The organism is Deinococcus aestuarii (genome assembly GCF_018863415.1).
Lineage (GTDB): Bacteria > Deinococcota > Deinococci > Deinococcales > Deinococcaceae > Deinococcus > Deinococcus aestuarii.
In genome coordinates this window covers 98,866-122,042 of the sequence record NZ_JAHKSN010000004.1, presented here as the reverse complement: position 1 = coordinate 122,042, position 23,177 = coordinate 98,866, and the positions used below count along the sequence as shown (strand labels likewise).

At 68.3% G+C, this 23,177-nt stretch carries 22 protein-coding genes; 9 read left to right on the top strand and 13 right to left on the bottom strand.

The genetic code is table 11. The features are described from left to right. The first annotated feature begins 56 nt into the window (after positions 1-56). Both IC605_RS07870 and IC605_RS07865 read left to right on the top strand, forming a co-directional pair. Positions 57-2,579 (top strand): S8 family peptidase, encoded by a 2,523-nt coding sequence (locus IC605_RS07870; RefSeq protein WP_216321371.1) that lies wholly within the window; start codon positions 57-59, stop codon positions 2,577-2,579. A 125-nt stretch (positions 2,580-2,704) separates the two neighbouring features. Further along, positions 2,705-3,133, top strand: a complete 429-nt coding sequence (locus IC605_RS07865; RefSeq protein ID WP_216321368.1) for a CBS domain-containing protein — start codon at positions 2,705-2,707, stop codon at positions 3,131-3,133. 190 nt (positions 3,134-3,323) lie between these two features. Here IC605_RS07865 and IC605_RS07860 read toward each other — a convergent pair whose 3' ends face one another. The 5 genes from IC605_RS07860 to dnaK all read right to left on the bottom strand — a co-directional run bounded on the left by IC605_RS07860 (position 3,324) and on the right by dnaK (position 8,249). Then, a complete protein-coding gene (locus IC605_RS07860; protein ID WP_216321366.1) occupies positions 3,324-3,662 on the bottom strand; it encodes a DUF4377 domain-containing protein in 339 nt (112 codons plus the stop codon). Between the two features lie 192 nt (positions 3,663-3,854). After that, complete coding sequence (locus IC605_RS07855; protein ID WP_216321363.1) at positions 3,855-4,775, bottom strand: DnaJ C-terminal domain-containing protein; 921 nt, start codon at positions 4,773-4,775, stop codon at positions 3,855-3,857. Positions 4,776-4,815: 40 nt separating this feature from the next. Next, positions 4,816-5,595, bottom strand: a complete 780-nt coding sequence (locus IC605_RS07850; RefSeq protein ID WP_216321360.1) for a VF530 family DNA-binding protein — start codon at positions 5,593-5,595, stop codon at positions 4,816-4,818. Between the two features lie 14 nt (positions 5,596-5,609). Then, a complete protein-coding gene (locus IC605_RS07845) occupies positions 5,610-6,245 on the bottom strand; it encodes a nucleotide exchange factor GrpE (RefSeq protein WP_216321812.1) in 636 nt (211 codons plus the stop codon). Between the two features lie 108 nt (positions 6,246-6,353). After that, positions 6,354-8,249 carry a molecular chaperone DnaK gene (gene dnaK / locus IC605_RS07840; protein WP_216321357.1) on the bottom strand — a complete coding sequence of 632 codons (1,896 nt, stop codon included), beginning with the start codon at positions 8,247-8,249 and terminating at the stop codon, positions 6,354-6,356. A gap of 267 nt (positions 8,250-8,516) precedes the next feature. Here dnaK and ftsH point away from each other — a divergent pair, with 267 nt between their 5' ends. Continuing rightward, positions 8,517-10,388: an ATP-dependent zinc metalloprotease FtsH gene (ftsH, locus tag IC605_RS07835; protein ID WP_216321354.1), complete on the top strand. Its 1,872-nt coding sequence runs from the start codon at positions 8,517-8,519 to the stop codon at positions 10,386-10,388. Between the two features lie 131 nt (positions 10,389-10,519). Then, positions 10,520-12,151, top strand: a complete 1,632-nt coding sequence (locus IC605_RS07830) for a carboxylesterase/lipase family protein (protein WP_216321351.1) — start codon at positions 10,520-10,522, stop codon at positions 12,149-12,151. Positions 12,152-12,267: 116 nt separating this feature from the next. On the opposite strand, the gene IC605_RS07825 is transcribed toward IC605_RS07830, so the two are convergent. Together IC605_RS07825 and IC605_RS07820 are read right to left on the bottom strand one after the other, a co-directional pair. Continuing rightward, positions 12,268-13,038 carry a DsbA family oxidoreductase gene (locus IC605_RS07825; RefSeq protein ID WP_216321349.1) on the bottom strand — a complete coding sequence of 257 codons (771 nt, stop codon included), beginning with the start codon at positions 13,036-13,038 and terminating at the stop codon, positions 12,268-12,270. A gap of 65 nt (positions 13,039-13,103) precedes the next feature. After that, complete coding sequence (locus IC605_RS07820) at positions 13,104-14,522, bottom strand: glycoside hydrolase family 5 protein (protein WP_216321346.1); 1,419 nt, start codon at positions 14,520-14,522, stop codon at positions 13,104-13,106. Positions 14,523-14,694: 172 nt separating this feature from the next. On the opposite strand from IC605_RS07820, the gene msrB reads away from it, so the two are divergent. Beyond that, the gene (msrB, locus tag IC605_RS07815; RefSeq protein WP_216321343.1) at positions 14,695-15,159 is read left to right on the top strand and encodes a peptide-methionine (R)-S-oxide reductase MsrB; all 465 of its coding nucleotides are present in this window, start codon (positions 14,695-14,697) and stop codon (positions 15,157-15,159) included. A gap of 57 nt (positions 15,160-15,216) precedes the next feature. Here the strand turns inward: msrB and IC605_RS07810 are convergent, their stop codons facing one another. Next, positions 15,217-15,612, bottom strand: a complete 396-nt coding sequence (locus tag IC605_RS07810) for an excalibur calcium-binding domain-containing protein (protein ID WP_216321341.1) — start codon at positions 15,610-15,612, stop codon at positions 15,217-15,219. 86 nt (positions 15,613-15,698) lie between these two features. Then, positions 15,699-15,887 carry a hypothetical protein gene (locus IC605_RS07805; RefSeq protein WP_216321338.1) on the bottom strand — a complete coding sequence of 63 codons (189 nt, stop codon included), beginning with the start codon at positions 15,885-15,887 and terminating at the stop codon, positions 15,699-15,701. Positions 15,888-15,984: 97 nt separating this feature from the next. Between IC605_RS07805 and IC605_RS07800 the strand changes: the two genes are divergently transcribed. The 4 genes from IC605_RS07800 to IC605_RS07785 all read left to right on the top strand — a co-directional run bounded on the left by IC605_RS07800 (position 15,985) and on the right by IC605_RS07785 (position 18,205). Beyond that, entirely contained in the window at positions 15,985-16,692 is a 708-nt protein-coding gene (locus IC605_RS07800; RefSeq protein ID WP_246580562.1) for an alpha/beta hydrolase, read from the top strand. Between the two features lie 9 nt (positions 16,693-16,701). Then, positions 16,702-17,115, top strand: coding sequence for a ribbon-helix-helix domain-containing protein (locus tag IC605_RS07795; protein ID WP_216321335.1), 414 nt, complete (start codon positions 16,702-16,704; stop codon positions 17,113-17,115). A gap of 128 nt (positions 17,116-17,243) precedes the next feature. Further along, entirely contained in the window at positions 17,244-17,636 is a 393-nt protein-coding gene (locus IC605_RS07790) for a helix-turn-helix domain-containing protein (RefSeq protein WP_216321332.1), read from the top strand. Then, positions 17,636-18,205 carry a VapC50 family PIN domain-containing toxin gene (locus tag IC605_RS07785; RefSeq protein WP_281416233.1) on the top strand — a complete coding sequence of 190 codons (570 nt, stop codon included), beginning with the start codon at positions 17,636-17,638 and terminating at the stop codon, positions 18,203-18,205. The genes IC605_RS07790 and IC605_RS07785 overlap by 1 nt, the downstream gene beginning before the upstream one ends. 117 nt (positions 18,206-18,322) lie before the next feature. On the opposite strand, the gene IC605_RS07780 is transcribed toward IC605_RS07785, so the two are convergent. The 4 genes from IC605_RS07780 to IC605_RS07765 all read right to left on the bottom strand — a co-directional run bounded on the left by IC605_RS07780 (position 18,323) and on the right by IC605_RS07765 (position 23,163). Continuing rightward, on the bottom strand, positions 18,323-19,075 hold the full coding sequence (locus tag IC605_RS07780; RefSeq protein WP_216321326.1) for a DUF2268 domain-containing putative Zn-dependent protease: 753 nt from the start codon (positions 19,073-19,075) through the stop codon (positions 18,323-18,325). A gap of 90 nt (positions 19,076-19,165) precedes the next feature. Beyond that, positions 19,166-19,534, bottom strand: a complete 369-nt coding sequence (locus IC605_RS07775) for a hypothetical protein (protein WP_216321323.1) — start codon at positions 19,532-19,534, stop codon at positions 19,166-19,168. Positions 19,535-19,542: 8 nt separating this feature from the next. Continuing rightward, positions 19,543-22,617 carry a carbamoyl-phosphate synthase large subunit gene (gene carB / locus IC605_RS07770; protein ID WP_216321320.1) on the bottom strand — a complete coding sequence of 1,025 codons (3,075 nt, stop codon included), beginning with the start codon at positions 22,615-22,617 and terminating at the stop codon, positions 19,543-19,545. A 66-nt stretch (positions 22,618-22,683) separates the two neighbouring features. Then, positions 22,684-23,163, bottom strand: a complete 480-nt coding sequence (locus IC605_RS07765) for a hypothetical protein (protein WP_216321318.1) — start codon at positions 23,161-23,163, stop codon at positions 22,684-22,686. Between the last annotated feature and the right edge of the window lie 14 nt (positions 23,164-23,177).

The window sequence follows — 23,177 nt, the reverse complement described above, 5'->3', positions numbered from 1 at the left end:
GAACTCCTCACCGGGGCTTCAGGGCGCGTCACCGGCCCCCCGCTAGCTTGGGTGGCATGAGAACCAAGAAAGCCATTCTCCTGCTCGGGGCGGCCCTGGCCCTGGGCGGCGGGGCGACGGCGAGCGCCGGGTCCCTCTCGCCGACCCTGCTGGAGCGGGCCAAGCGCGGTGACCAGAGTACGGTCGGCGTGATCGTGCGCTTCAAGTTCGCCAACGACGCGCGGGGCCGGGGGCTGTTCAAGAACGCCCGCCAGCAGCTCCAGAACCGCATCAACCAGCTCGGGCCCGCCGCCGGGTTCGTGGCCCAGGCGCTCAGTTCGGGCCGGGCCACCCAACTGTGGCTCGACCAGAGCGTGTACCTTCCCATGACGCCCGTGCAGGCCCGGGTGCTCGCCACGCTGCCCTTCGTGGACACCGTATTCGAGAACTTCCGGGTGCAGGTGCCGCGCGCCGTGGCGCTCAGCCAGTCCTCGGCCCCCAGCGGCACGCCGTGGCACCTCCAGAGCATCGGGGCGCCCCAGGCGTGGGCGGCGGGCTTCCGGGGCCAGAACGTCCGCATCGGGCACCTCGACACCGGGATCGACCCGAACCACCCCGAGCTCGCCGGGAAGCTCGCCGCCTTCGCCGAGTTCGACGCCAACGGCGACCGCACGAATGCCGGACCGCGCGACTCCACCAACCACGGCACCCACACGGCGGGCCTGCTCGTCGGCAAGAGCGTGGGCGTGGCGCCCGACGCGCGGCTGATCAGCGCCCTGGTGCTGCCGAACGGCGAGGGCACCTTCGCGCAGGTCATCGCGGGAATGCAGTACGTCCTCGACCCCGACAACAACGCGGACACCGACGACGGCGCCGACGTGGTGAACATGAGCCTCGGCATTCCGGGCACCTACGACGAGTTCATCACCCCGGTCCAGAACATGCTCAAGGCGGGCGTGGTGCCCGTGTTCGCCATCGGCAACTTCGGCCCGAACAGCTCGACCACCGGCAGCCCCGGCAACATCCCCGACGTGGTGGGGGTGGGCGCGGTGGACCGAAGCGGGCAGGTCGCCAGCTTCAGCAGCCGGGGCCCGGTCGCGTGGCAGGGCCAGATCAACGGCGTCTTCGTGAAGCCGGATGTCGCCGCCCCCGGGGTGGAGATCACGAGTTCCTTCCCGAACGGGCAGTACGGGGCCCTGAGCGGCAGCAGCCAGGCGAGCCCCATCGCGGCGGGCGCGGTCGCCCTGATGCTGGGCGCCAAGCCGGGCACGGGCGTGGACGCAGTGAAGCAGGCCCTCTACTCCAGCGCGAGCAACGCGGGCAGCAAGAACAACAACGTCGGCTACGGGGTGATCAACGTGCCCGGCGCCCTCGGGAAGCTCGGGGTGAACCTGGAGGGCAACCGGCCCGCGCCGCAGCCCCAACCCCAGCCGCAGCCGCAGCCGCAACCCCAACCTCAGCCCCAGCCCGCTCCCGCTCCCTCGGCAGGGCGGCCCACGGGTCCGGCGGGCTTCGAGTACTGCTCGATGGAGTTCGAGGACTGCAAGTTCCAGGGCAAGAAGGAGGCCGCCTTCGGGGCGCAGGGCAAGTTCGCCACCGGCATCGGCACGGACGGCTTCAAGTGCACAGTCGAGGAGTGGGGCGTGGACCCCATCGTCAACGTGAAAAAGGCCTGCTTCATCCGCGACGTGCAGCCGGGAGCCTCGGCTCCGGCTCCCGCGCCCGCTCCGGCCCCGGCCCCGGCTCCCGCGCCGACCCCCGCCCCGAGCGCGGGCAAGAAACCCAGCGTCCTCCTCGTGGACGACGACATGGGGCAGGGCGCCGACGTGACGGGGGCGCTGCGCGATGCCGTCAAGGCGAACGCCGCGTCCGGCGGGGCCTTCGTGTGGAACGTGCAGGCGCAGGGCCCCGTGCCCCTGAGCGAGCTGCGGCAGGCCGACCTCGTGGTCTGGGCGACGGGCGAGCAGTACCAGAACACGCTCACCGCGCAGGACCAGAACACGTTGCGCCAGTACCTCGCGGGCGGCGGTCGCCTCCTTGTCACCGGGCAGGACATCGGCTACGACATCGGCGCGGGCGACTTCTACCGGGACGTGCTCAAGACGCGCTTCGTGGCCGACAGCGGCGGCACGCCGAAACTCGTGACGCGCGGGGCCTTCGGCAACACGGCCTTCACCCTGAACGCCGACGGCAGCGCGAAGAACCAGTATTACCCCGACGTGATCGCCGACCTCGGCGGCAGCGCGGTCGTCGCGGGCTGGGGCAGCGCGAACGCGAATGCGGGCACGATCACCGCCCAGAGCATCCGGGTGGACGCCAACCGCAGCCGCGCCCAGCAGAAGGTCCAGGACCCGCGCGGACTCGTCGAGCGCCTCGCCGCCAACGTGGTCGGCACCATCCTGCGCCAGGTCTTCCAGGGCCAGCAGCCTTCGGCGCGCCCCCGCGTCACGGCCCAGAACGCGGGCGAGAACGCCGGAGCCATCGTGGTGAACGACGCGGGCAAGTACCGCACCGTGAACATGGGCTTCGGGCTGGAAGGGCTCTCGCCCCAGAGCCGCAGTGCCCTGATGAAGACGAGCTTCGACTGGCTGATGAGGTAGGCGGTCAGCCGTCAGCGATCAGCAGTCAGCAGGGGAAGGCGCCGGAGTGGGCGCCTTCCCCTTTTCGTGGCCTTCTTTAGCAAGTTCCCACGAGAGGACGGCGCCCCGGGGCTTACGGTTCACCTATGCCGACACTTCGAGACATCATGACGCCCAACCCCATCGCCGTGGACCCGCAGGCGACGCTCAAGGAGGTCGCCACCCTGATGCTGGAACAGGACATCGGCGCCGTGCTGGTCATGGAGGGCGACCGACCCACCGGCATCATCACCGACCGCGACATCGTGATCCGGGCGGTCGCCTACGGGCACGACTACGGCACGGCGGTCACCGACTACACGACCGGCGACGTGTTCACGATGGACGCGGACACCAGCGTGGAGGACGCCGCCGACGAGATGGGCCGCCAGCAACTGCGCCGCATTCCCGTGACCGAGAACGGGCGGGTCGTGGGGATGGTCAGCCTCGGTGACCTCGCCGTGCGCGCCATTGGCAACGCCGACGAGCAGGCCCTCCAGGGCGTGAGCGTGCCGAGCGAGAACAACAACAGCTAAGGGCGGGCAAGTGCGAAGGGCTCCCTTCCGAGTCTGGAGGGAGCCCTCGTCTTTCCGCTCGGTGACAGCGCGGCAGGCTCAGCACGCCCAGCCTTACCAGAGGACGCTGGGGGATGACGTGCCCGGTGCGTCCGTTCCCTGGAGCGTTTGACGAAAGAAGAATTGTCGTCCTGAGCGCGAGCGAAGCTGGCTAGGGGCGACGCTGATCCAGCACACCAATCAGGGTGTACTCCAGGCTCGACCCGTCCGCAGGTGGGTTTTCGATGCGCTTCACGGAGACGAGCAGGGTGTACTCGGAGCCTGCTTCGAAGGTGAACCCCTGGATTTCGTTCCTGAAGAAGCGATGGTAGGGGGTGTTTTCCGGCAGGCGGTACGTCTGGAAGCAGGCTATGGAGCCGGGGACCGTGAAGCCGCCGCACTCCACCAGGACCGAATCCGTGTAAAGGGTGAGCTGTTCGGGCACGCTGGCCTGGCTGCACGCGCACAGCAGGGGAAGGCAGGCGGCCAGCAGAGCGAGGTGTCTTTTCATGCCCTCTCATGGTACTCGGCCACTCCACCTGCCAATAAGGCTGCCCCGACCGCCCTCGGTGGCCGCGTCCGGGTCGTCGAGCCCGCAAGCAAAGAAACCGTCCCCGGAAGAGGAAACGGTTCTGCTCAGGAGGCCCGTTTTCCTGGTGAAGCAGTCTGCCGACCGCCGAACGCTCTCGACCGGGCGCCCTCCCTACTCCCGCAGCTCGCGCAACCGGCGGTACAGTTCCCGCTCCTCTTCGCCGAGGTCCTTCGGGATGGTGAGGTTCAACCGCACGTAGAGGTCCCCGCGCGTGCCGTCCTTCTTCGGCCAGCCCTGGCCGCGCAGCCGCATCCGGCGCCCGCCGCTGCTTCCGGCGGGAATCCTGAGGTGGCCGCCGCCGCCGAGCGTCTGCACCGTCACGTCCCCGCCGAGCGCGGCCACGGGCGCGGGCACGTCCACCGCCGTGATCAGGTCGTCGCCGTCGAGGTCGAAGCGGGCGTCCTCAAGCACCCGGATGGTGAGCAGCACGTCGCCGCCCCCCGGGGCCTGCCCGGCGAGGCGCAGGCGGCTGCCGTCGCGCGTGCCCGCCGGAACGCGCAGGCTCAGGCGTTTGCCGTCCACGTTGATCACCTCGTCCGAGCCGTTGAACGCTTCTTCCAGGGTGACCTGGAGTTCGCCCTCCACGTTCTGCACGAATCTTCGCCCCTGGGTGCCGCCAATGCCGCCGAGCAGGTCTTCGAGGTTCACCTGCCCGCCCGGGGAGCCGCCCCCCTGGAACCCACCGCCCCCGCCGCGCCGTCCGCCCATGCCGAATAAGCCCTGGAAGAAGTCGCTGAACTGCGAGGGGTCGAAGCCCGCGAAGTCGCCGCCCTGGAAGCCTCCGCCCGCCCCGCCGTAGCCCGGCGGCACCTGCCCGGTGTGCCCGAACTGGTCGTAGACCTGCCGCTTCTCCGGGTCGGAGAGCACCGCGTACGCCTCGCCGATTTCCTTGAAGCGTTCGGCCGCCTTCTCGTCGCCCTGGTTCTTGTCGGGGTGGTACTGCTTGGCGAGCTTGCGGTACGCGCTCTTGATGTCGGCGTCCGAGGCGCCGCGTGAGACGCCGAGAACGTCGTAGTAGTCCTTGTAGGCCATATCCACCTCCTTTCTGTCGTCTGTGGGTGAAGCGGGGAAGCTAGAGAAGAGGGGAGAGTTTGTTGAGGACCGCTTTCAGCCCGTAGGCCCGTGCGATCTCCAGCGCCGTGTACCCCCGCTCGTCCGCCCGGTTCGGGTCGGCCCCATGCGCGAGCAGCAGGTCCAGAACGTCCGTGCGCGGCGCGCGGCGGCTCTCCCGGTAGGCCATCCCCTCCACGTCGGTCGTGTGGAGGAGGGGGAGCCAGAAGCGGGCGTCGTTCGCGTCCGCGCCCCGGTTCAGGAGTTCGCGGATGAAGGCGGCGGGCGCCTCCCGGTCGATGGCGAGGCTCAGCAGCGGCATGGGCGCACCCTCCGGCCGGAAGTTCACGTCCTGCACGAAGCCCAGGACGGGGAGGAGAACGTGGCGCAGCGTCTTCTCGTCCTGCCCCGGGAGGTGCCGCAGCATCCACCCGAGCGCGAGGTGGGCTTTGGCCTGGGAGGCGGAAGGGTCACCGGAGGCGATGAGGGCCAGAAGCTCCTGGTGCGCGCCCTGCCGAACCAACCGAACGAAGGGGTTGACCTCTTCCTGTTGCCGCAGGCGCAGATACTCACGCTCCACCGCCTCCCGTGCCCACGGCACCCGCCGCAGGAACTTCAGGCTGCTCGTCACGCTGGGGTCTTGCTGAAAGCAGCGCACCGGCACCCGCCGCCCCAGCTCCGCCCAGCCGTACTCGTCGCGCAGGTGGGTGACGATGCGCTCCAGCGTCACGCCGTGCAGCGGGTCGTTGACGGCTGACGGGGCCGCGCGCTCTGGAGTTGGCGTCTTCTTCCGGTCAGCCACCGTGGATCACCCTCCTAGCCCTTCCGGCTCACCACCACCCGCGCCGGTCGCACCAGACGGTCTCCCATCCGGAAGCCGAGCTGGTAGACCTGCACGATCACGTCGTCCTCGTCGCCCGGCACGACTTGCAGCGCCTCGTGCCAGCGGGGATCGAAGGGCTCGCCCTCCTCGCCCGTCGCTTCCAGACCGAGGGTGCCGAAGACACGCAGCACGGTCGCCTGCACGGCCTGCACGCCGGGGATCAGCTTGGCCGGGTCGCCGCCGCCCATGCTCACCGCGCGGTCGAGGTCGTCGTACACGGGCATCAGCGCCTCGGCGGCCCTGGCGACGCCCTGGCCCTGGGCGGCCCCCACGTCCTCCTGGGTGCGGCGGCGGTAGCTCTCGAAGTCGGCGGCGAGACGGCCCAGACGGTTTCTCAGGTCGGCGTTCTCGCGTTCCAGCTCGTCGGCGCGCCCCAGCTTCGCCATCATCTCCTGCACCTGCCCGAACATGCCAGCGTCCATGTCGGGAAAGCCGAGATCGGCGTCCTCGTCCATGTTGTCCGTCTCGGTCTCCGGGAGGTCGGCGTCGATGGTCTTGTCGCGGCGGGCGTCCTGGGTCTGGGTGGCCGCCGGCTCGTTCGTGTTCTTGGGATCGTCGTTGTTGGTCATGGGGGTGTCTCGCCTTCTGAACATGCCCTTGAAGATAGGGGCTAGAGGAGAGGGGAGAGGGGCACGCTGGCCGTCCTCTCCCCCTGAAGTCTGTTGACGGAGCGGACGTTACTCGGCGGGCTTGAAGTCCGCGTCGATCACGTCGTCGTCCTGCGTCCGGCCCGCGCCGCCCTGGGGGCCGTCCTGCCCGCCACCCTGGCCGCCCCCGTTCTGGCTGGCGGTCATGAAGGTGCGGAGTTCTTCCTCCAGCCGCTTCTGGGCCGCTTCGATGCGGGCGTCGTCGTCCACGCGCACGGCCTCCTCGGCCTCGTCGGCGGCGGCCTTGAGCTTGTCCTTGGCGTCCTGGGAGGCGCCCTGGTTCTCCTCGATCTGCCCGAGGGCCTGCACCCGCAGCGAGTCGAGGTTGTTGCGCTTCTCGACCCGTTCGCGGCGCTGGCGGTCGGCCTCGGCGTTTTGCTCGGCCTCGCGCACCATCCGGTCCACGTCGCCCTTGTCGAGGGTGGTGGTGTTCTCGATGCGGATCGAGGCCTCCTTGCCGCTCGTCTTCTCCTTCGCGTTGACGTGCAGGATGCCGTTCGCGTCGATGTCGAAGGTCACCTCGATCTGCGGGCGACCGGCGGGCATGGGCGGAATCCCCTCGAGCTTGAAACGGCCGAGAGACTTGTTGTCGGCGGCCATCGGGCGCTCGCCTTGCAGCACCACGATCTCCACGCCGGGCTGGTTGTTCTCGGCGGTGGTGTAGATCTCGGTCTTCTTGGCGGGGACGGTGGTGTTGCGGGTGATCATCGGCGCGACCATGCCGCCCTTGACCTCCACCCCCAGCGTGAGCGGCGTCACGTCCACGAGCACGATGTCACCCAAGGACGAGTCGCCCTGGATGATGCCCGCCTGCACGGCGGCGCCGAGCGCCACGGCCTCGTCGGGGTTGACCGACTCGTTGGGCGTCTTGCCCGTCAGCTCCTGCACGATGCGCTTGACGGCCGGGATGCGGGTCGAGCCCCCGACCAGGATGATCTCGTCGATCTGGCTCGCGCTGAGCTTGGCGTCCGACAGGGCCTGCTCGACGGGCTGGCGCACACGGCGCAGCAGGTCGGCGGTCAGCTCCTCGAACTTCGCCCGGGTGAGGTTGCGCTCCAGGTGCTGCGGGGTACGCGTCTCGGGGTCGAAGGTGATGAAGGGCAGGCTGATGGTGGTCTCGGAGGCGTTCGAGAGCTCGATCTTCGCCTTTTCGGCGGCCTCGATCAGGCGCTGGAGGGCCTGGGGGTCCTTGCGCAGGTCGAAGTTGTGCTCCTTCTGGAACTCGGTGGCGAGCCAGTTCACGATCCGCTGGTCGAAGTCCGCGCCGCCGAGGTGCGTGTCGCCGGAGGTGGACTTCACCTCGAACACGCCGTCACCCAGCTCCAGAATCGTCACGTCGAAGGTACCGCCGCCCAGGTCGAAGACGAGGACCGTCTCGTTGCCCTTGCGCTCCAGCCCGTAGGCGAGCGCGGCGGCGGTGGGCTCGTTGATCACGCGCAGCACGTTCAGGCCTGCGATCTCACCGGCCTGCTTGGTGGCCTCGCGCTGCGAGTTGTCGAAGTAGGCGGGGACGGTGATCACCACGTCCTTGATCTTCTCGCCGAGCTTGGCGGAGGCGTCCTGCACGAGCTTGCGCAGCACTTCCGCGCTGACCTGCTCGGGGGCGTAGTCCTTGCCCGCGACCTCGATGCGGACCGAGCCGCCCGGGCCCTCCTTGACCTTGAAGGGGCTGCGCGCGGCTTCCTCGCGCACCTCGTCCCAGCGGCGACCGATGAAGCGCTTGACCTCGAAGAGGGTGGCCTGGGGGTTGAGCGCGGCCTGGCGGCGGGCGATCTGGCCCACGAGGCGCTCGTCGCCCTTAAAGGCCACGACGCTGGGCGTGGTGCGCGCGCCCTCCGCGTTCACGATGACTTCGGGGCGTCCGCCCTCCATCACGGCGATGACGCTGTTGGTGGTCCCGAGGTCGATTCCTACGGCTTTCGGCATGTTTGACTCCTTGGCTATGGGGGATGCTGCGCCTGCGGGAGGAGCAGTTCTGAAACTGACCACAGCATAAGCCCACAGTTGCCAGCAGTCAATAGAGTTGAGTGCAGTGCGCTCAAGCTTCAAGGCTGGGTCAAGGAGGGGGTGGGTCCTGCCGGGCCGGACCCGGCCGCCGAACATCGCCATTTCGGTTCCAGAGTTTCCCGGGGCCCACGCCCTACACTGAGGCATGACGCCCGGACAATGCAGCCAGGGGAGCAGGGCCAGCGGATGAAACGAGCCTCTTGGGGGTGGGGACTGGCCGCCGCCGTGATCGCGCTGCTGCTGCTGATCAGCGTGGTCGCCCCACGCGGGCGTCCCGGGGAGCTGCCGCTCGAAGACTTCACCGCCGCGCTGCGTACCGGGCAGGTGGAGACGGCCACCGTGCAGTACCAGAACAACACCGCCCTGCTGACCGGCCGCCTGGAAGACGGCCGCGACTACCGGACCCGCACGCTCGCCGCCGACCCGGCGATCACCCTGGCCCGCCTTCAGGCCGCCGGGGTCAACGTCTCCCTCGCTTCCAACACCCGCCTGAGCCCCCTCGCCGTGCTGAGCGGCCTGCTCACCCTGCTGCTCATCATCGGCCTGGTCGTCCTCCTGCTGCGCGGTCGCCAGAGCGGGGGAACCGACGCCGCGAGTACCTTCGGAAAGTCGAAGGCGGCGGTGATCGCCGAGGGGCAGATCAAGCTCACCTTCGCCGACGTCGCGGGCTGCGACGAGGCCAAGCAGGACTTGCAGGAAGTCGTCGACTTCCTGCGCCAGCCCGAGCGCTACCACCAGCTCGGCGCGAGGATTCCTCACGGCGTGCTCCTCGTCGGTCCCCCCGGCTCTGGCAAGACGCTCCTGGCAAAGGCGGTGGCCGGGGAAGCCAAGGTGCCCTACTTCTCGATCAGCGGCTCGGACTTCGTGGAGATGTTCGTCGGCGTCGGGGCCGCGCGGGTGCGCGACCTGTTCGAGCAGGCGCGCAAGAGTGCGCCCTGCATTGTCTTCATCGACGAGATCGATGCCGTGGGCCGCAAGCGCGGCGTGAACCTGCAAGGCGGCAACGACGAACGCGAACAGACGCTGAACCAACTGCTGGTGGAGATGGACGGCTTCGGCAGCGGGCAGGAGGTGATCATCCTGGCGGCGACCAACCGACCCGACGTGCTGGACGCAGCGTTGCTGCGTCCCGGACGCTTTGACCGTCAGGTCGTCGTCGATGCCCCCGACGTGCGGGGCAGAGAACAGATTCTGCGGATCCACGCCCGCACCAAGCCCCTTGATCCCAGCGTGGACCTCGGCGTGGTGGCGAGACGGACGGCGGGGATGGTGGGGGCGGACCTGGAGAATCTGCTCAACGAGGCGGCGTTGCAGGCCGCGCGGGCGGGGCGGAGTCGGATCACGGGGCGGGATGTGGACGAGGCCAGAGACCGGGTGTTGATGGGCCCGGAACGTCGCAGCCTCGTCGTCCGGGAAGCCGACCGCAAGGTCACGGCGTATCACGAGGTCGGTCACGCCCTCGCCGCCCAACTCCTCCCGCACGCGGACAAGGCGCACAAGCTGACCATCGTGCCGCGGGGGCGCTCGCTGGGCTCGGCGCTCTATACGCCGGAGGACCGGATGCACCACACGCGGGCCGCGCTCCTCGACCGCATCTGCGTGGCGCTCGCCGGGCACGCGGCGGAGCAGGTCGCCACCGGTCAGGTGACGACGGGCGCGGCGAACGACTTCCAGCAGGCGACGAACCTCGCCCGGCGCATGGTGACCGAGTGGGGGATGTCGGGCGTGGGGCAGATCGCCTTCGCGCAGGAGAGCGAGGGATACCTCGGCTACGGGCCGCAACAGGGGGTCTACAGCGACCACACCGCCGAGCGCATCGACGGGGCGCTCGGCGAGATTCTCAACGGGCAGTACGACCGCGCGCTGAGCCTCCTGACCGAGCACGCCCACGTCCTCCACCGCCTCACCGACGCCCTGATGGTCCGCGAATTCCTGACCGGGGACGACGTGCGGACCGTCCTCGCGGGGGGCACGCTGCCGGACGTGAGCCCCCCCAGGGCGGCGGGCGACCCCGACGGCCCCGCCGCCCACCCCGGCCTGACCCCCGACCCCGCCTGAGCCCACTTCCCGACCCCGCCCCGGACCCCCCACGTTCGGCGGCGGGTTCCCATTGTCGGCCGCGTCACGCATTGGTCTTCGGCAAAGACCCTCCTGTTTCCCGGTCTGGCGTCACCGCTATACGCTGCCGTATGGCACGTTGTACACGTTCGCTGCTTCTCGCGGCCCTGCTCGTGGGCGGGGCGGGCGCCCAGGAATCCATCACCACGTCGGCCCAGGAGACGCCCCTGCCGCCCGTGCAGGCGGCACCCACCGCCGCGCAGGGGGCTCCGGTTCGGGCGCGGGTGGCCCAGGGCACGCTCGTGGGCCGCGAGCAGGCGGGCGTGCGGGTCTTCCAGGGGGTGCCCTACGCCGCGCCGCCTGTCGGGGAGCTGCGCTGGCGCGCGGCTCGACCCGCCGCCGCCTGGACGGGGGAGCGTGACGCCTCCCTCCCCGGGCAGGCGTGCGCGCAGACGCGGCCCCGGCAGATCGGCGGCGGGTTGCGCGGGTCGGAGGATTGCCTCTTCCTGAACGTGACGGCTCCCGCCGGGGCCCTGCGCGCCCCCGTGATGGTGTGGATTCACGGCGGCTCCTTTGAGAATGGGGCGGGAAACGATTACGACGCCCGGGTGCTGGCCCGCGAGCAGGGGGTCGTCGTCGTCACCGTGAACTACCGCCTGGGGCCCCTGGGCTTCCTCGCCGCGCCCAGCTTGCTGGAGGGGCGGACGCTGGGGAACTACGGCCTTCTCGACCAGCAGGCCGCGCTGCGCTGGGTGCGGGCGAACGCCGCCGCCTTCGGGGGCGACCCCGCCAACGTCACCGTCTTCGGTGAATCGGCGGGCGGCATGAGCGTGTGCGCGCAGCTCGCCTCGCCGGGGGCGGCGGGCCTGTTCGACAAGGCGGTCCTCCAGAGCGGGCCCTGCACCCCCGAGATCAACATGGTGCCCGTGACCCAGGCGCTGAACACGGGCCGGGAGTACGCCCGCGCGCTCGGCTGCCCGGAGGGAGACGCCGCCTGCCTGCGCGGGGTGCCGGTGGGGCGGCTGCTCGGCACGCCCGTCCCGGGGCAGCGGGCCCCCGGCGCGGTCGACCTGCCGCCCGTGTACGGTGACGGCACGGTGCCCCGCGCCCCGGCGGACGTGTTCGCGGACGGGAGCATAAACCGCGTGCCCGTATTGATCGGCAGCAACCTCGACGAGGGGACGCTCTTCGTGGCCCCGCTGGGGGCCCGGGCGGACATTCCCGTGTGGCAGTACTGGGCCCTCGTCGGCGTGCTGGAGGGCTGGAACGCGCCGCGCGTCCTCGCCCAGTACGCGGCCCGCGACTACCCGACGGTGGGGCTGGCCGCCGCCGCCCTCGTGACCGACGGGCTCTTCGCCTGTCCGGTCAACGACATCGCCCGCGCCCTCGCCCGCGTGACGCCCGTGTACGCCTACGAATTCCGCGACCGCACGGCGCCCATCGCCTTCCCGCCCACCGCCGGTGTCCCGAGCTACGGCGCCTACCACGCCGCCGAGATCATCAGCGTCTTCGGCACGCCGCTGACGGGCCTCGCCGACCCCGCCCGTTTCACCCCCGTCCAGGCCGACCTCGCCCGGTTGATGCGCACCTACTGGGCGAACTTCGCCCGCAGCGGCGATCCGTCCTCGCCCGCCCGGCCCGGTCTCCCCGCGTGGCGTCCGCTCGACCTGGCCCGGAACAACCTCCTCACCTTCGCGCCGGGCCGCGTGGCCGAGAGCACCGGCTTCCGGCAGGAGCACCGCTGCGACCTGTGGAGCCGCTGAGCCGTTTGCCCCACTCAGGTTGCGCGCAAAGACAAGGACGCGGCCCGCCCGACCTGGGGTGGTCGCCGGCGGGCCGTTGAGTTGGATGGTCGGGCAGGCATTCACCCGAATCTGCCTCAGCCCCGCGTGACCTCCGCATCGCGCTCGGGCACCGCGCACTGGCCGTCCTCACAGGCCTGCGCCGGAGTGTCCGTGCCGAGCAGGGTCAGGGGGGCGGGGTGCGTCTCGGCCCACACCTGCTCCAGCGCCCCGCGCAGCACCTCGGGCGACTGGGCGCCGCTCACCCCGTACCTGCCACCCAGCACGAAGAAGGGCACACCGCTGATGCCGAGCGCCTGCGCCTGCGCCTCGTCCTGCCGCACGGCCTGGACGAATCGCCCGTCCCCGAGCGCCGCTCGCACCTCCTGCGCGTCCAGGCCGACCTCTGCCCCCAGCCGCACGAGGACCTCCCGGTCGCCCAGGAACTCGCCCTCCGTGAAGAAGGCGGCGAGCAGCCGCTCTTTCATGGCGTCCTGGAGCCCGTGCTCGGCGGCGAGGTGGATGAGCTGATGGGCCGGGGAGGTGTTCGCGGGCTGCACCTTCTCGAAGTGGTACTCCAGCCCCTCGCCCGCCGCCGTCCGGGTCATGGAGTCGAGCATTCCCTGCGCCCGGGCCTCGCCGCCCCCGTACTTGCCCGCCAGGATCGCCTTCATGGACTGCCCCGGCTGCGAGGAGGCCGAGGGGTCCAGCTCGAAGGAGTGCCACACGACCTCCACCCCATCACGGTGGGGAAAGTCCGCCAGGGCCGTCTCGAAGCGCCGCTTGCCGACGTAGCACCACGGGCAGGCGATGTCCGACCAGATATCGACGCGCAGCCTGTCCGGGGAGGAGGAAGTGAAGAGGGTCATGGGTCCATATTAAACCGCTTTAAAAAACAAAGCAAGGGGGGTGGGCCCACCCTCCGGGCCGGGGCTCAGGGGCGGGCCAGCGGGGAGGTCGGCAACAACGCGCGCAGCAGGGGGCGATTCCAGACGTTTTGCTTCGGGTCGTACACCCCGAAGCCGGAGGCCAGCTCCCACCAGCCCCACGACATGCCCAGCCGCTCGGCCTCCGCGCGCACGAAGGCGGCCCAGCGCACGCGGGAGGCCGGGTCGGCCCGCCCGTAGGCGCCGAACTCGCCCAGGAAGAGCGGACGGCCGTGCGCCCGCGCCCAGGCGGCGGCGACCCGCAGCGGCCACGCGGCCTCGTCCGCGGCGGTGCCCAGCAGGGGCAGGGTTCCCGCGGGCGTGACCACCTCCAGCCCGCTCACCGTGAGGGGCGGCTGCACCGTGTCCCCGATGGGCATCAGCCACAGGTCGCGCAGGGTGGCGCCCCCGCCGCAGCCCGTCGCCGTCACGCGCGTTCGCCGTCCGGGCTGCGCCACCACGTTCACGCCCGGCGGGTCACTCCCGGACACGTTCCGCTCCTGGCACACCACCCGGACCTCGGCCCGGCGGTCGGTGGTGAAGGCGACCTCCCGCACGCCCCGCAGCGGCGTGTCGCGGTGCAGGTAGAGGGCGCCCCAGGGACGGCGGGGCGTGAGACGCAGGCCGGAGGAGGTGCCCTGGGTCTCCAGGTCCCACGACCAGTTCTGCCAGCCGCGAACGGGGTGCAGCCCCTCCCCCGGCCACGTGACCCCGGTGGGCGGCGTCGGCGTCACCCAGTCGGCGCCCTGGTGGGTGAAGGTGAGGGGGGTATAGGCGTGGAAGGTGACGATCAGGTGGGGGTCGTCCGGCAACCGCAGCCCCGCCAGGGTCTCGGCGCCGTTCCAGCCGCCCGCCCCCACGATCACCACCCGGCGCGGGTTGGACGCGCGGATCACCCGCAGCGCCCGCGCCTGAAGGTCGTTCCACACGGCGTCCAGCGCGCCGCTCGGCTCGTTCAGCACCTCGAAGAGCACGTCGCCTGGCTGCTTGCGCTCGTGCTCGGCAATCTGGCGCCAGATCGCCAGGAAGCGCTCCCGCTGCCCGGCCGGGTCCTCCTCCAGCTCGGTATTGTGGTGGAAGTCGAGGATGATCGCCAGCCCGCGCCGCCGCGCCCCCGCCACCGCCCCGTCCACCCGCCGGAGGAAGGCCGGGTCCACCGTGTAGGGCGCCGCCCTGCCCGCCCGGGTGGTCCAGCGCACCGGGAGCCGCACCGCCGTGAAGCCCGCCGCCCGCGCCAGGTCGAAGAAGCGGTCTTCCAGCCGCAGGCCCCAGTCGCCCTCCCGGGGGGACTCCAGCATGTCCCCGAAGTTGACCGTGCGCGCCAGCCGGGCATTCGCCGCAAAGGCCGCCGCCCGCGCCGGGTCGGCCGCCGCGCGGGCCGCGCCCAGCAGGGTCACGAGCAGAAGGGCCAGCACCAGGCGCGTCATTCCCCATCCTACGGCCCACGGCTGAAGGCCGGGTGGAGGGGCCGGGGTTTGGAGGCGCTTGGCGCAGCCCCGCCGGACAACTGGCCGGACCCGTGCCGGGACAGGGCGGCGTGGGGGCTCCACCCCGGTCATCCTCCTCTTCCGGCCCGGCCCCGTCCTCTACACTCGCCCCATGACCCCGCCCCCCTCCACCCCCTACGAGAAGCCCAGCGACGCCGAGTTGCGCGAGCGCCTGACGCCCCAGCAGTACCGCGTCACCCAGCAGGAGGGCACCGAGCGCGCCTTTACCGGCGAATACTGGGACCACACGGAAGACGGCCTCTACGTGGACGTGGTGTCCGGCGAGCCCCTGTTCAGCTCGCTCGACAAGTACGACGCGGGGTGCGGCTGGCCGTCCTTTACCCGGCCCATCCCCGAGGTCCGCCTGACCGAGAACACCGACCACAAGATCGGCTACGCGCGCACCGAGGTCCGCTCGGCAGGGGCCGACTCGCACCTCGGGCACGTCTTCCCCGACGGCCCGCGGGAGCACGGCGGCCTGCGCTACTGCATCAACTCGGCGGCGCTGAGGTTCGTGCCTGTGGGGCGGCTGGAGGAGGAAGGGTACGGGGACTACCTGGGCCTGTTCCAGAAGTAAGCGCGAAAGAGAAGGAGGCCGCCCACACGTTCGGGGCGGCCTCCTGACCTTGTGGCGTTACTCGCCGTTCTCGCAGGCCACGCCGTTTCCGTTGCGGTCGAGGGCGGTGCGGTAGCCGGGCTTGCCCAGCCGCACCGGAGCTGCGTTCGCCGCCCGCATCGCCGCGCACGAGCGGTAGTACACGGCCCCCGGCCCGGTCAGCCGCGCGCTTCCGGTGACGGGCCGCACGAAGGAGCGTGCCACGTACCCCGCCTGCCCCGCGTAGGTGGTCCGGCACCACTGACCCTGGCAGGCCACGAGCAGCAGCGTGTTGCCGGGAACGACGCCCAGAATTCTTCCCGCCTCGCTCGGCGCCCGGCGCAGGTTGACGGGCGTGGTCGTCAGCGCGGTCGCCGCCTCGGACATCCCGAGCAGCGTGACGGAGAGGGCCAGCAGCAAAGCGAGATGGCGCATTGGCGGAGCATAGCAGGCGGGGTGACCGGGCAGAAAGGTCACCCCCTGAACGTTTCTGCGGCCCCCTCCCGGGGTCGAAGACGGTCTCAGCTCTCCGTCACCCCGGAGCGTGCGCCGCCGTCGGCCCCGTCCGTCGTCTGCGCGCCCGTCTCGGCGTTGCCCGGCGTGCCGGTGCTGCCCGCTCCCCCGGCGCTCGTCTTGCCCGTCTCCCGCTCGTGCTCCTGGCGCCGGGCGTAGGCGTCCTGCATCTGTTCGGCCTCGTTCTGGTCGTCCATGTGCCGAGCGTAGGAGGCGGCTCCCCGGGCGAGGTGTGCGGCCTCCCAACTCCGCCTTCACCCATTCCTCCCGGGCGGGAGGACACAATGCCGGGACATGACGGGAAGACGAAGGAGCGAAGAGGCCAGCCGCCTGACCGCGCGCCCGGGCGAGGTCGTCCAGATGCCCCAGGAGCGCGGCCTGCAACCGCTGGGCCTGGGAGACCGCCGCGACGGCCTGCTCTACGTGCCCACCTCCCACCCGCTCCCCGGCCCGCGCCCGCTGCTGGTCCTGCTGCACGGTGCGGGCAGTGAGGCCAGCCACAGCATCGCCCCCTTCACCGCCGCTGCCGAGGAGCGCGGGCTGCTCCTCCTCGCGCCCGACTCGCGCGGCGGCACCTGGGACGTGATCCGGGGCGGCTACGGTCCCGACGTGGCGTTCATCGACCGTGCCCTCGCCCACGTCTTCGCGCGGTATCCGGTGGACCCGGCCCGGGTCGTGCTCGACGGCTTCTCGGACGGCGCCTCCTACGCCCTGTCCCTGGGGCTGGGCAACGGCGACCTGTTCACGCACCTGATGGCCTTTGCCCCCGGTTTCATGGCCCCCGCCGCGCAGGTCGGCGCCCCCCGCATCTTCGTCGCGCACGGCGACGGGGACCGCGTTCTCCCCATCGACCGCTGTAGCCGCGTGATCGTGCCGCAGCTTCAGCGGGCCGGGTACGACGTGACCTACCGCGAGTTCCACGGGGGGCACACGGTCCCGCGCGAGGTGCTGGAGGAGGCGTTGGAGTGGTTGGACGAGAAAGCACCCGCCGGGCCCTCGTAGGATGGGGGCATGACCGGCGATGAGGCCAGGCGAGTGACGGTGACCCTCCCCGCCGCGCTCGTCGCCTACCTCGATGAGTACCGGCAGACCCACGCCCTCGCCAGCCGGAGCGAAGCTGTGGCCCACGCTGTGAGGGGACTCCAAGAGAAAGAGCTTGTGGAGAGGGCTAACGAGGCGGATCGTCCGGCCGTTGAGCGTGCCCTGCGGCTGCTGGGTGGAAGTCCGCTGGGATTAAAAGTGAAGGGTTCGGCCACGCTCGCTCCTGTAAGTGGGCCTCCCATTGAGGAGCTGTTGCCCGATCTGCTGGGGCCATCGCTTGCAGATGAGGAAGTGGGAGTGAGCGCCCAGCAGCAGGACTTGGCCGAGCGCAAAGCCCTTGCCCAGGAGGTCACAGAAATTGGGCAGGAGGTAGACCCCTATTGATTCTTTCGCTCTACCCACCATGCCTAACCCAACCCCTGTCTGTTGCTGCGGCACAAGTGTTGCGAATGCTTCGACTATTGCGAATAATGGGGTCGAGGTGAAGGATGACATTGCATCACACTCCCGACTTGAAGGAACAGACCCTCGCCAAGGACGCCCAACAACTCCTGAGCCAGAACGACGTGCGGCTCAGTACAGGCTCGACCAGCCTGCCCCTCACCCCTGCTCTCGCTGAACTGCTCCGGGGTCTTTTGGAGCGCCTGGGGAACGGCGAGAGCGTCACGATCCTGAGCCAGCAGGAGGAACTGAGCACCCAGCAGGCCGCTGACCTGCTCGGTGTCAGCCGCCCCTACCTGATCGAGCAGGTGCTGAATCAGGGGAGGATTCCCTACCGCAAGGTGGGGAGTCACCGTCGCATCCGCTTGAGTGATCTGCTCGCGTATCAGCAGAAAGACCTCCGGGAGCGGAAGGCCCTGGCCGATCAGATCACCGCAGAGGCACAGGAAATGGGCCTCTATTGATGCCCGTCCTGCATGGCGCGGTCGTCCTATGTGACGCGAACGTCCTTTACAAGAGCCTGGTGCGTGACCTGATCGTGCGTTTAGGCATTCAGGGTGTCATCCGGCCTCGCTGGACGAATGAAATACACGAGGAATGGATCGGGAACCTGCTGGCCCACCGACCGGACCTGAGCCGCGTGAGGTTGGAGCGCACCCGCGACATGATGAATAGAGCTGTCCCCGAGTCCCTGGTGACGGCCCAGGCCAGGAGCGACCACACTCTGCCCGACCCGGATGACCAGCACGTTTTGAATGCCGCTCTTGCCAGCGGTGCCAGCGTCCTACTCACCTTCAATCTTGCCGACTTCCCAAGCCGCGCACTTCCCCCTCACCTGCAAGCCGTCCACCCCGATCCCTTCCTGCAAGGCTGCCTGGAGGGACAGACGGCGAGTGTCTTGGAAGCTTTGCAGGAGCTTCGCGCCGCCCTGAGCAGGCCGCCTATCACAACGCAGGAATTGTTGGACGGCCTGAAACGCGCCGAGGTGCCAAGCTTCGCGGAGAAGTTGCAGGTGTGGGCGGAGAAGATTTGACCTGCCCACCCCACCCCGCCCCGCCCAACCCCACCGTCCGGGGCTGCGGCCTGTGCTGGGGCAGATAAGTTAGCCTGAATACGTGGAAATACAAAGTTGTTTCCGACTCGAAACGAATTACACTTTCCCCTTAAGTTCTGGATGTATGTCCACAAAATCGAGCCAAATTTGCTCCTCGTCCAAACCAATCATGACGAGAAAGTTCTTATATTTCTGCTCATACACCTCCTTAATTATTTGATAGCCTACCGCATAAGGTTTATGACTTAAAATATAGTTCCTAAGGGTTTCAGCCCGATAATCTTGATCCCGATTTTTTTGTAAAATCAGGAAGTCCTCCGGATAGTCTATAAACGTTCTTCCATTTGAAAGGAAGGCCTCACCAATCCTCTGAGCAACAAAATACTCGGCCATACCCTCTTCCAACGCAAATTGAAGTAGTGTGATTTTGTTGTCACCCTCGGCAAGACGTTGAAAATTTCTAGATTGTAGGATAAAGTGTAAGAGTTCATGTGTAGTTGCCGCTTCTATATGCTCAATCCCCGTTTTGTGTATTCTGAGGACTATATATCCACTAGACTCCCCTTGAGGGTAAAATTCTGCCCAAACCCCATTGGAGTGCTCTCGCCTCTCCAGATCATTCATTACAATGACACGAAGAGAAATATCATCTAAAGGGTGGTACTCTTCGCAAACATCTTTACAAATAGTCTCTATCTTTGTAATTATCTCTTGTATAGGGGTGTCTGGGTGCCAACTGTTGAAAGATTTTTCGTAGTGGCTTGAAATATTGATTACGTCGTAGGAGACTAGCAAACCCTCCTTGTTGGTGTATCCATCTATAATTTTTATTGATTGTCTTCGCATCATTTAAAATAGCCTTCAACCCACTCCTGCAAGCTCCGCACCCCCAACTCCCTCCCATTCGCCGTGGCTATCGCCCTGGCCGGGCAAGGTCGGCTACGCTCCGCTTTCTGATTCGATGACGGCAGCAAGTTCAAAGGCGTAGGACAGGCAGCTCAGGGCATGGTAGGCGTCTGTCTGTTGTACCTTCTGAGCCTCGTCACCGCCGAGCCAGTTCACCAACCCAGGGTAGAGGTGTTCCATACCTTGAACCAGCTCCCGCCGCTCTTCTACGGGGGCAGTTTCCACCCTGCTGTCACGCAAAACGTCGTCCCCAATGCCCCATATCCGGATAAGTGGGATGAGCGGGCGGAATTGGGACGGTATGTCGTCGTCGTTGAAGGGGACAGGTAGCCCCGACTCGTCGTCAAGGTAAGCCTTGAGTTCGGAGGCAGGGCCAACGATGTAGTCGCCAATTTTCTTCATCCCTCAGCTTACGTGGTAACCCACTCCTGAAGGCTCTTCACCCCAAGTTTCTCCCCCTTCGCCGCCTCTATCGCCCTGGCCGTCCACTCGGCGCCTTCGCGGGTGCTGACGATGGGCTTGCCGCGTTCCAGGGCGGTGCGGAGGAGCGGCGAGGCGGTCACGTCGATGAGGAGGTCGGGCAGTGTATCGCCTTCCTGCTCGCGGATGACCCGCAGCCCCGCGCCCTCCAGCGTGGCGGCCACCCCCTCCAGCCCGTCCCCGAGGAGGAGCGCCGTGCCTTGGGTTGGCAGGTTGCTCTTGGCCCCCAGCTCCGCGCGGTAGAAGGCGAGGTACGGGTCCGTGTCGATGCCCATGCTCTCGCCCGTGCTCTTCATCTCCGGGCCGAGGACGGGCAGCACCCCCCCAAACTTCAGGAAGGGCAGGTGGACCTCCTTGACCGAGTACATGGGGGGCGTGGGCGTCTCCGTGAAGCCGATCTGCTCCAGCGTCTGCCCCACGGCGATTCGCGCGGCACTCTTGGCGAGCGGGTGGTTCACGGCCTTGGAGACGAAGGGCACGGTGCGGCTGGCACGCGGGTTGGCCTCCAGGATGTACGCGGTGCCGTCCTTCACCGCCCACTGCACGTTCATCAGGCCCCGCACGCCCAGCTCCAGGGCGAGGCGTTCCGTGTCGGCCTTCACGCGCGCCGTCAGTTCGGGGGAGAGGTTCACCGGGGGCAGCACGCACGCGGAGTCGCCCGAGTGGACCCCGGCGGCCTCGACGTGCTCCATGATGCCCGCCACGACCGCCCGCTCTCCGTCGCAGAGGGTGTCCACGTCGAGTTCCAGGGCGCCCTCCAGAAACTGGTCGAGCAGGATGGACGGCTGCCCCTCGACGGCGGCGTACACCTCGTCCAGGTAGGTCGTCAGTTCCTCCATGCTCCGCACCGTCCGCATCGCGCGGCCCCCCAGCACGTAGGAGGGCCGGGCCATCAGCGGGAAGCCGAGTTCGGCGGCGAGTTCGCGGGCCTGCGCGGGCGTCTCGGCCACCTTGCCCCTCGGCTGCGGCAGCCCCAGCCGCTCGCACAGGGCGTTGAAGGAGGCGCGGTCCTCCGCCTCGTGGATTGTGGCCGGGGGGGTGCCGATGATCGGGGCGCCCGCGTCCGCCAGCCGCCGCGCCAGCTTGAGGGGCGTCTGCCCGCCGAGCTGCACGATCACGCCGACGGGCTTCTCGTGCTCGACGATGTTCATCACGTCTTCGAAGGTCAGCGGCTCGAAGTACAAGCGGTCGGCGGTGTCGTAGTCGGTGCTGACCGTCTCCGGGTTGGAGTTGACCATGATCGTCTCATAGCCCGCCTCCTGAAGCGCCCAGACGGCGTGGACGGTCGCGTAGTCGAACTCCACCCCCTGCCCGATGCGGTTGGGGCCGCTGCCCAGGATCACCACCTTGGGCTTGTCGGTCGGCGTCACCTCGTCCTCCCACTCGTAGGTCGAGTAGTGGTAGGGCGTGTACGCCTCGAACTCGGCGGCGCAGGTGTCCACCGTCTTGTAGACCGGGGTGGCTTTGGCGGCCTTGCGAAGCCCGCGCACCTCCAGCTCGCTCAGCCCCACGAGTTCGCCCAGCCGCGCGTCGGAGAAGCCCAGCCGCTTGACCTCGCGCCAGATTTCGTACTTCCAGCTCTGGATGGGGCCGAGGTCCGCGATCTCCTTCTCGGCGTCCACGATCTCCTGAAGCTGCCCCAGGAACCAGCGGTCGATCTTCGTCGCGTCGTGGAGGGCCGCCACGCCCTCGCCCCGCCGCAGCAGTTCCAGCACGGCCTCCAGACGGCGCGGGTTGCCGTACAGCAGGCCGCGCAGCTCGTCGTCGGACATGGCCGCGAACGTTCCGCGCACGTCCGCCTCGATACTCCGCAGCGCCTTCTGCACGCTCTCCTTGAAGGTGCGGCCAATCGCCATGACCTCGCCCACGCTCCGCATCTGGGTGCCCAGGGCGTCGGGCGTGCCGGGGAACTTCTCGAAGGCGAAGCGCGGAATCTTCGTCACCACGTAGTCGATGGTGGGCTCGAAGGCGGCGGGGGTCACGCGGGTGATGTCGTTCGGCAGCTCGTCAAGGTGGTAGCCCACCGCGAGCAGGGCGGCGATCTTGGCGATGGGGAAGCCGGTCGCCTTGCTCGCCAGCGCCGAGGAGCGGCTGACGCGCGGGTTCATCTCGATCACGATGACGCGCCCGTTGTCGGGGTTCACCGCGAACTGGATGTTGGAGCCGCCCGTGTCCACCCCGATCTCGCGGATGATGGCGAGGGACTGGTCCCGCAGCCGCTGGTACTCCACGTCGCTCAGGGTCTGCGCCGGGGCCACCGTGATCGAGTCCCCGGTGTGCACGCCCATCGGGTCGAAGTTCTCGATGGAGGTGATGATGACCACCGTGTCGGCGTGGTCGCGCATGACCTCCAGCTCGTACTCCTTCCACCCCAGGATGCTCTCTTCGAGCAGCACCGAATGGACCGGCGAGTCGCGCAGGCCGCCCTCGGTGATCTTCAGGAAGTCCTCGTAGGTGTGCGCGATGCCGCCGCCCGTGCCGCCGAGGGTGAAGGAGGGCCGGATGACGATGGGGAGGCCGATCTCCTTCTGGTACAGGGCGGCCTCTTCCATCGAGTGCACCATCTTCCCGCGCGCCGTCTCCACGCCGATCTTCTTCATCGCGGCCTGGAACGCCTCGCGGTCCTCGCCCTTGTGGATGGCCTCGGCGTTGGCACCGATGAGTTCCACCCCGAACTCGGCGAGGGTGCCGTTGGCGTTGAGGTCCATCGCCAGGTTCAGGGCCGTCTGGCCGCCCAGGGTGGGGAGTAGGGCGTCGGGGCGCTCCTTCTCGATCACCTTGCGGACGAACTCGGGCGTCAGCGGCTCCAGGTAGGTGGCGTCGGCGAGGTCGGGGTCGGTCATGATCGTCGCCGGGTTGGAGTTCACCAGCACCAGCCGGTAGCCTTCTTTTTTCAGCGCCTTGAGCGCCTGCGTGCCCGAATAGTCGAACTCGGCCGCCTGCCCGATCTGGATGGGGCCGCTGCCGAGGATCAGGATGGTCTGGAGGTCAGTGCGCTTGGGCATTCCAGAAAGGGAGTATGGCACGGGGAGGGGAGGAGGGGGCTGAGTGGTGTGTATGAGTATGCACGCTCAGTTGAGTGGGGCCTCCAGGACCGCTCTGTAGACGCGCACCATTGGAAGTGCCTCCTCTCGCCCAGCGTCCTCGTGAGCTTCGCGCAACTCTGAAAATGGAATTCCTTCCAGATACGGCCAGTTCAGAAAGTTCGCCACGATTTCTTCTAGGGTAGCTGAATCGTCAACCGGACATCCAAAGGGCAATGAACTCTCGACACCGGAAATTAAGCTGAACCGAAGTTGAGAGGCCTGCTCGTCAAGGTAGGCGTAAAAGTTCCCTGTGCTCTTGCCATACTCAGCCAGTCGCTTTTGCCAACTGTCTCGGATAATGGACAAAGTGCCAGCGAGTGCGGAAGTAGAAATTTGTTGTGCCAAGTCATAGCTTATCGAGATACAGCAGAGATTGCCCCTTGCTTCTTGGTTCTTGATACTGGAGAAGACTAAATCTGTATCTGTCCACTCCTGAATATCCGCGAGAAATACGTTTGCATCCATACTGCTCCCATAAT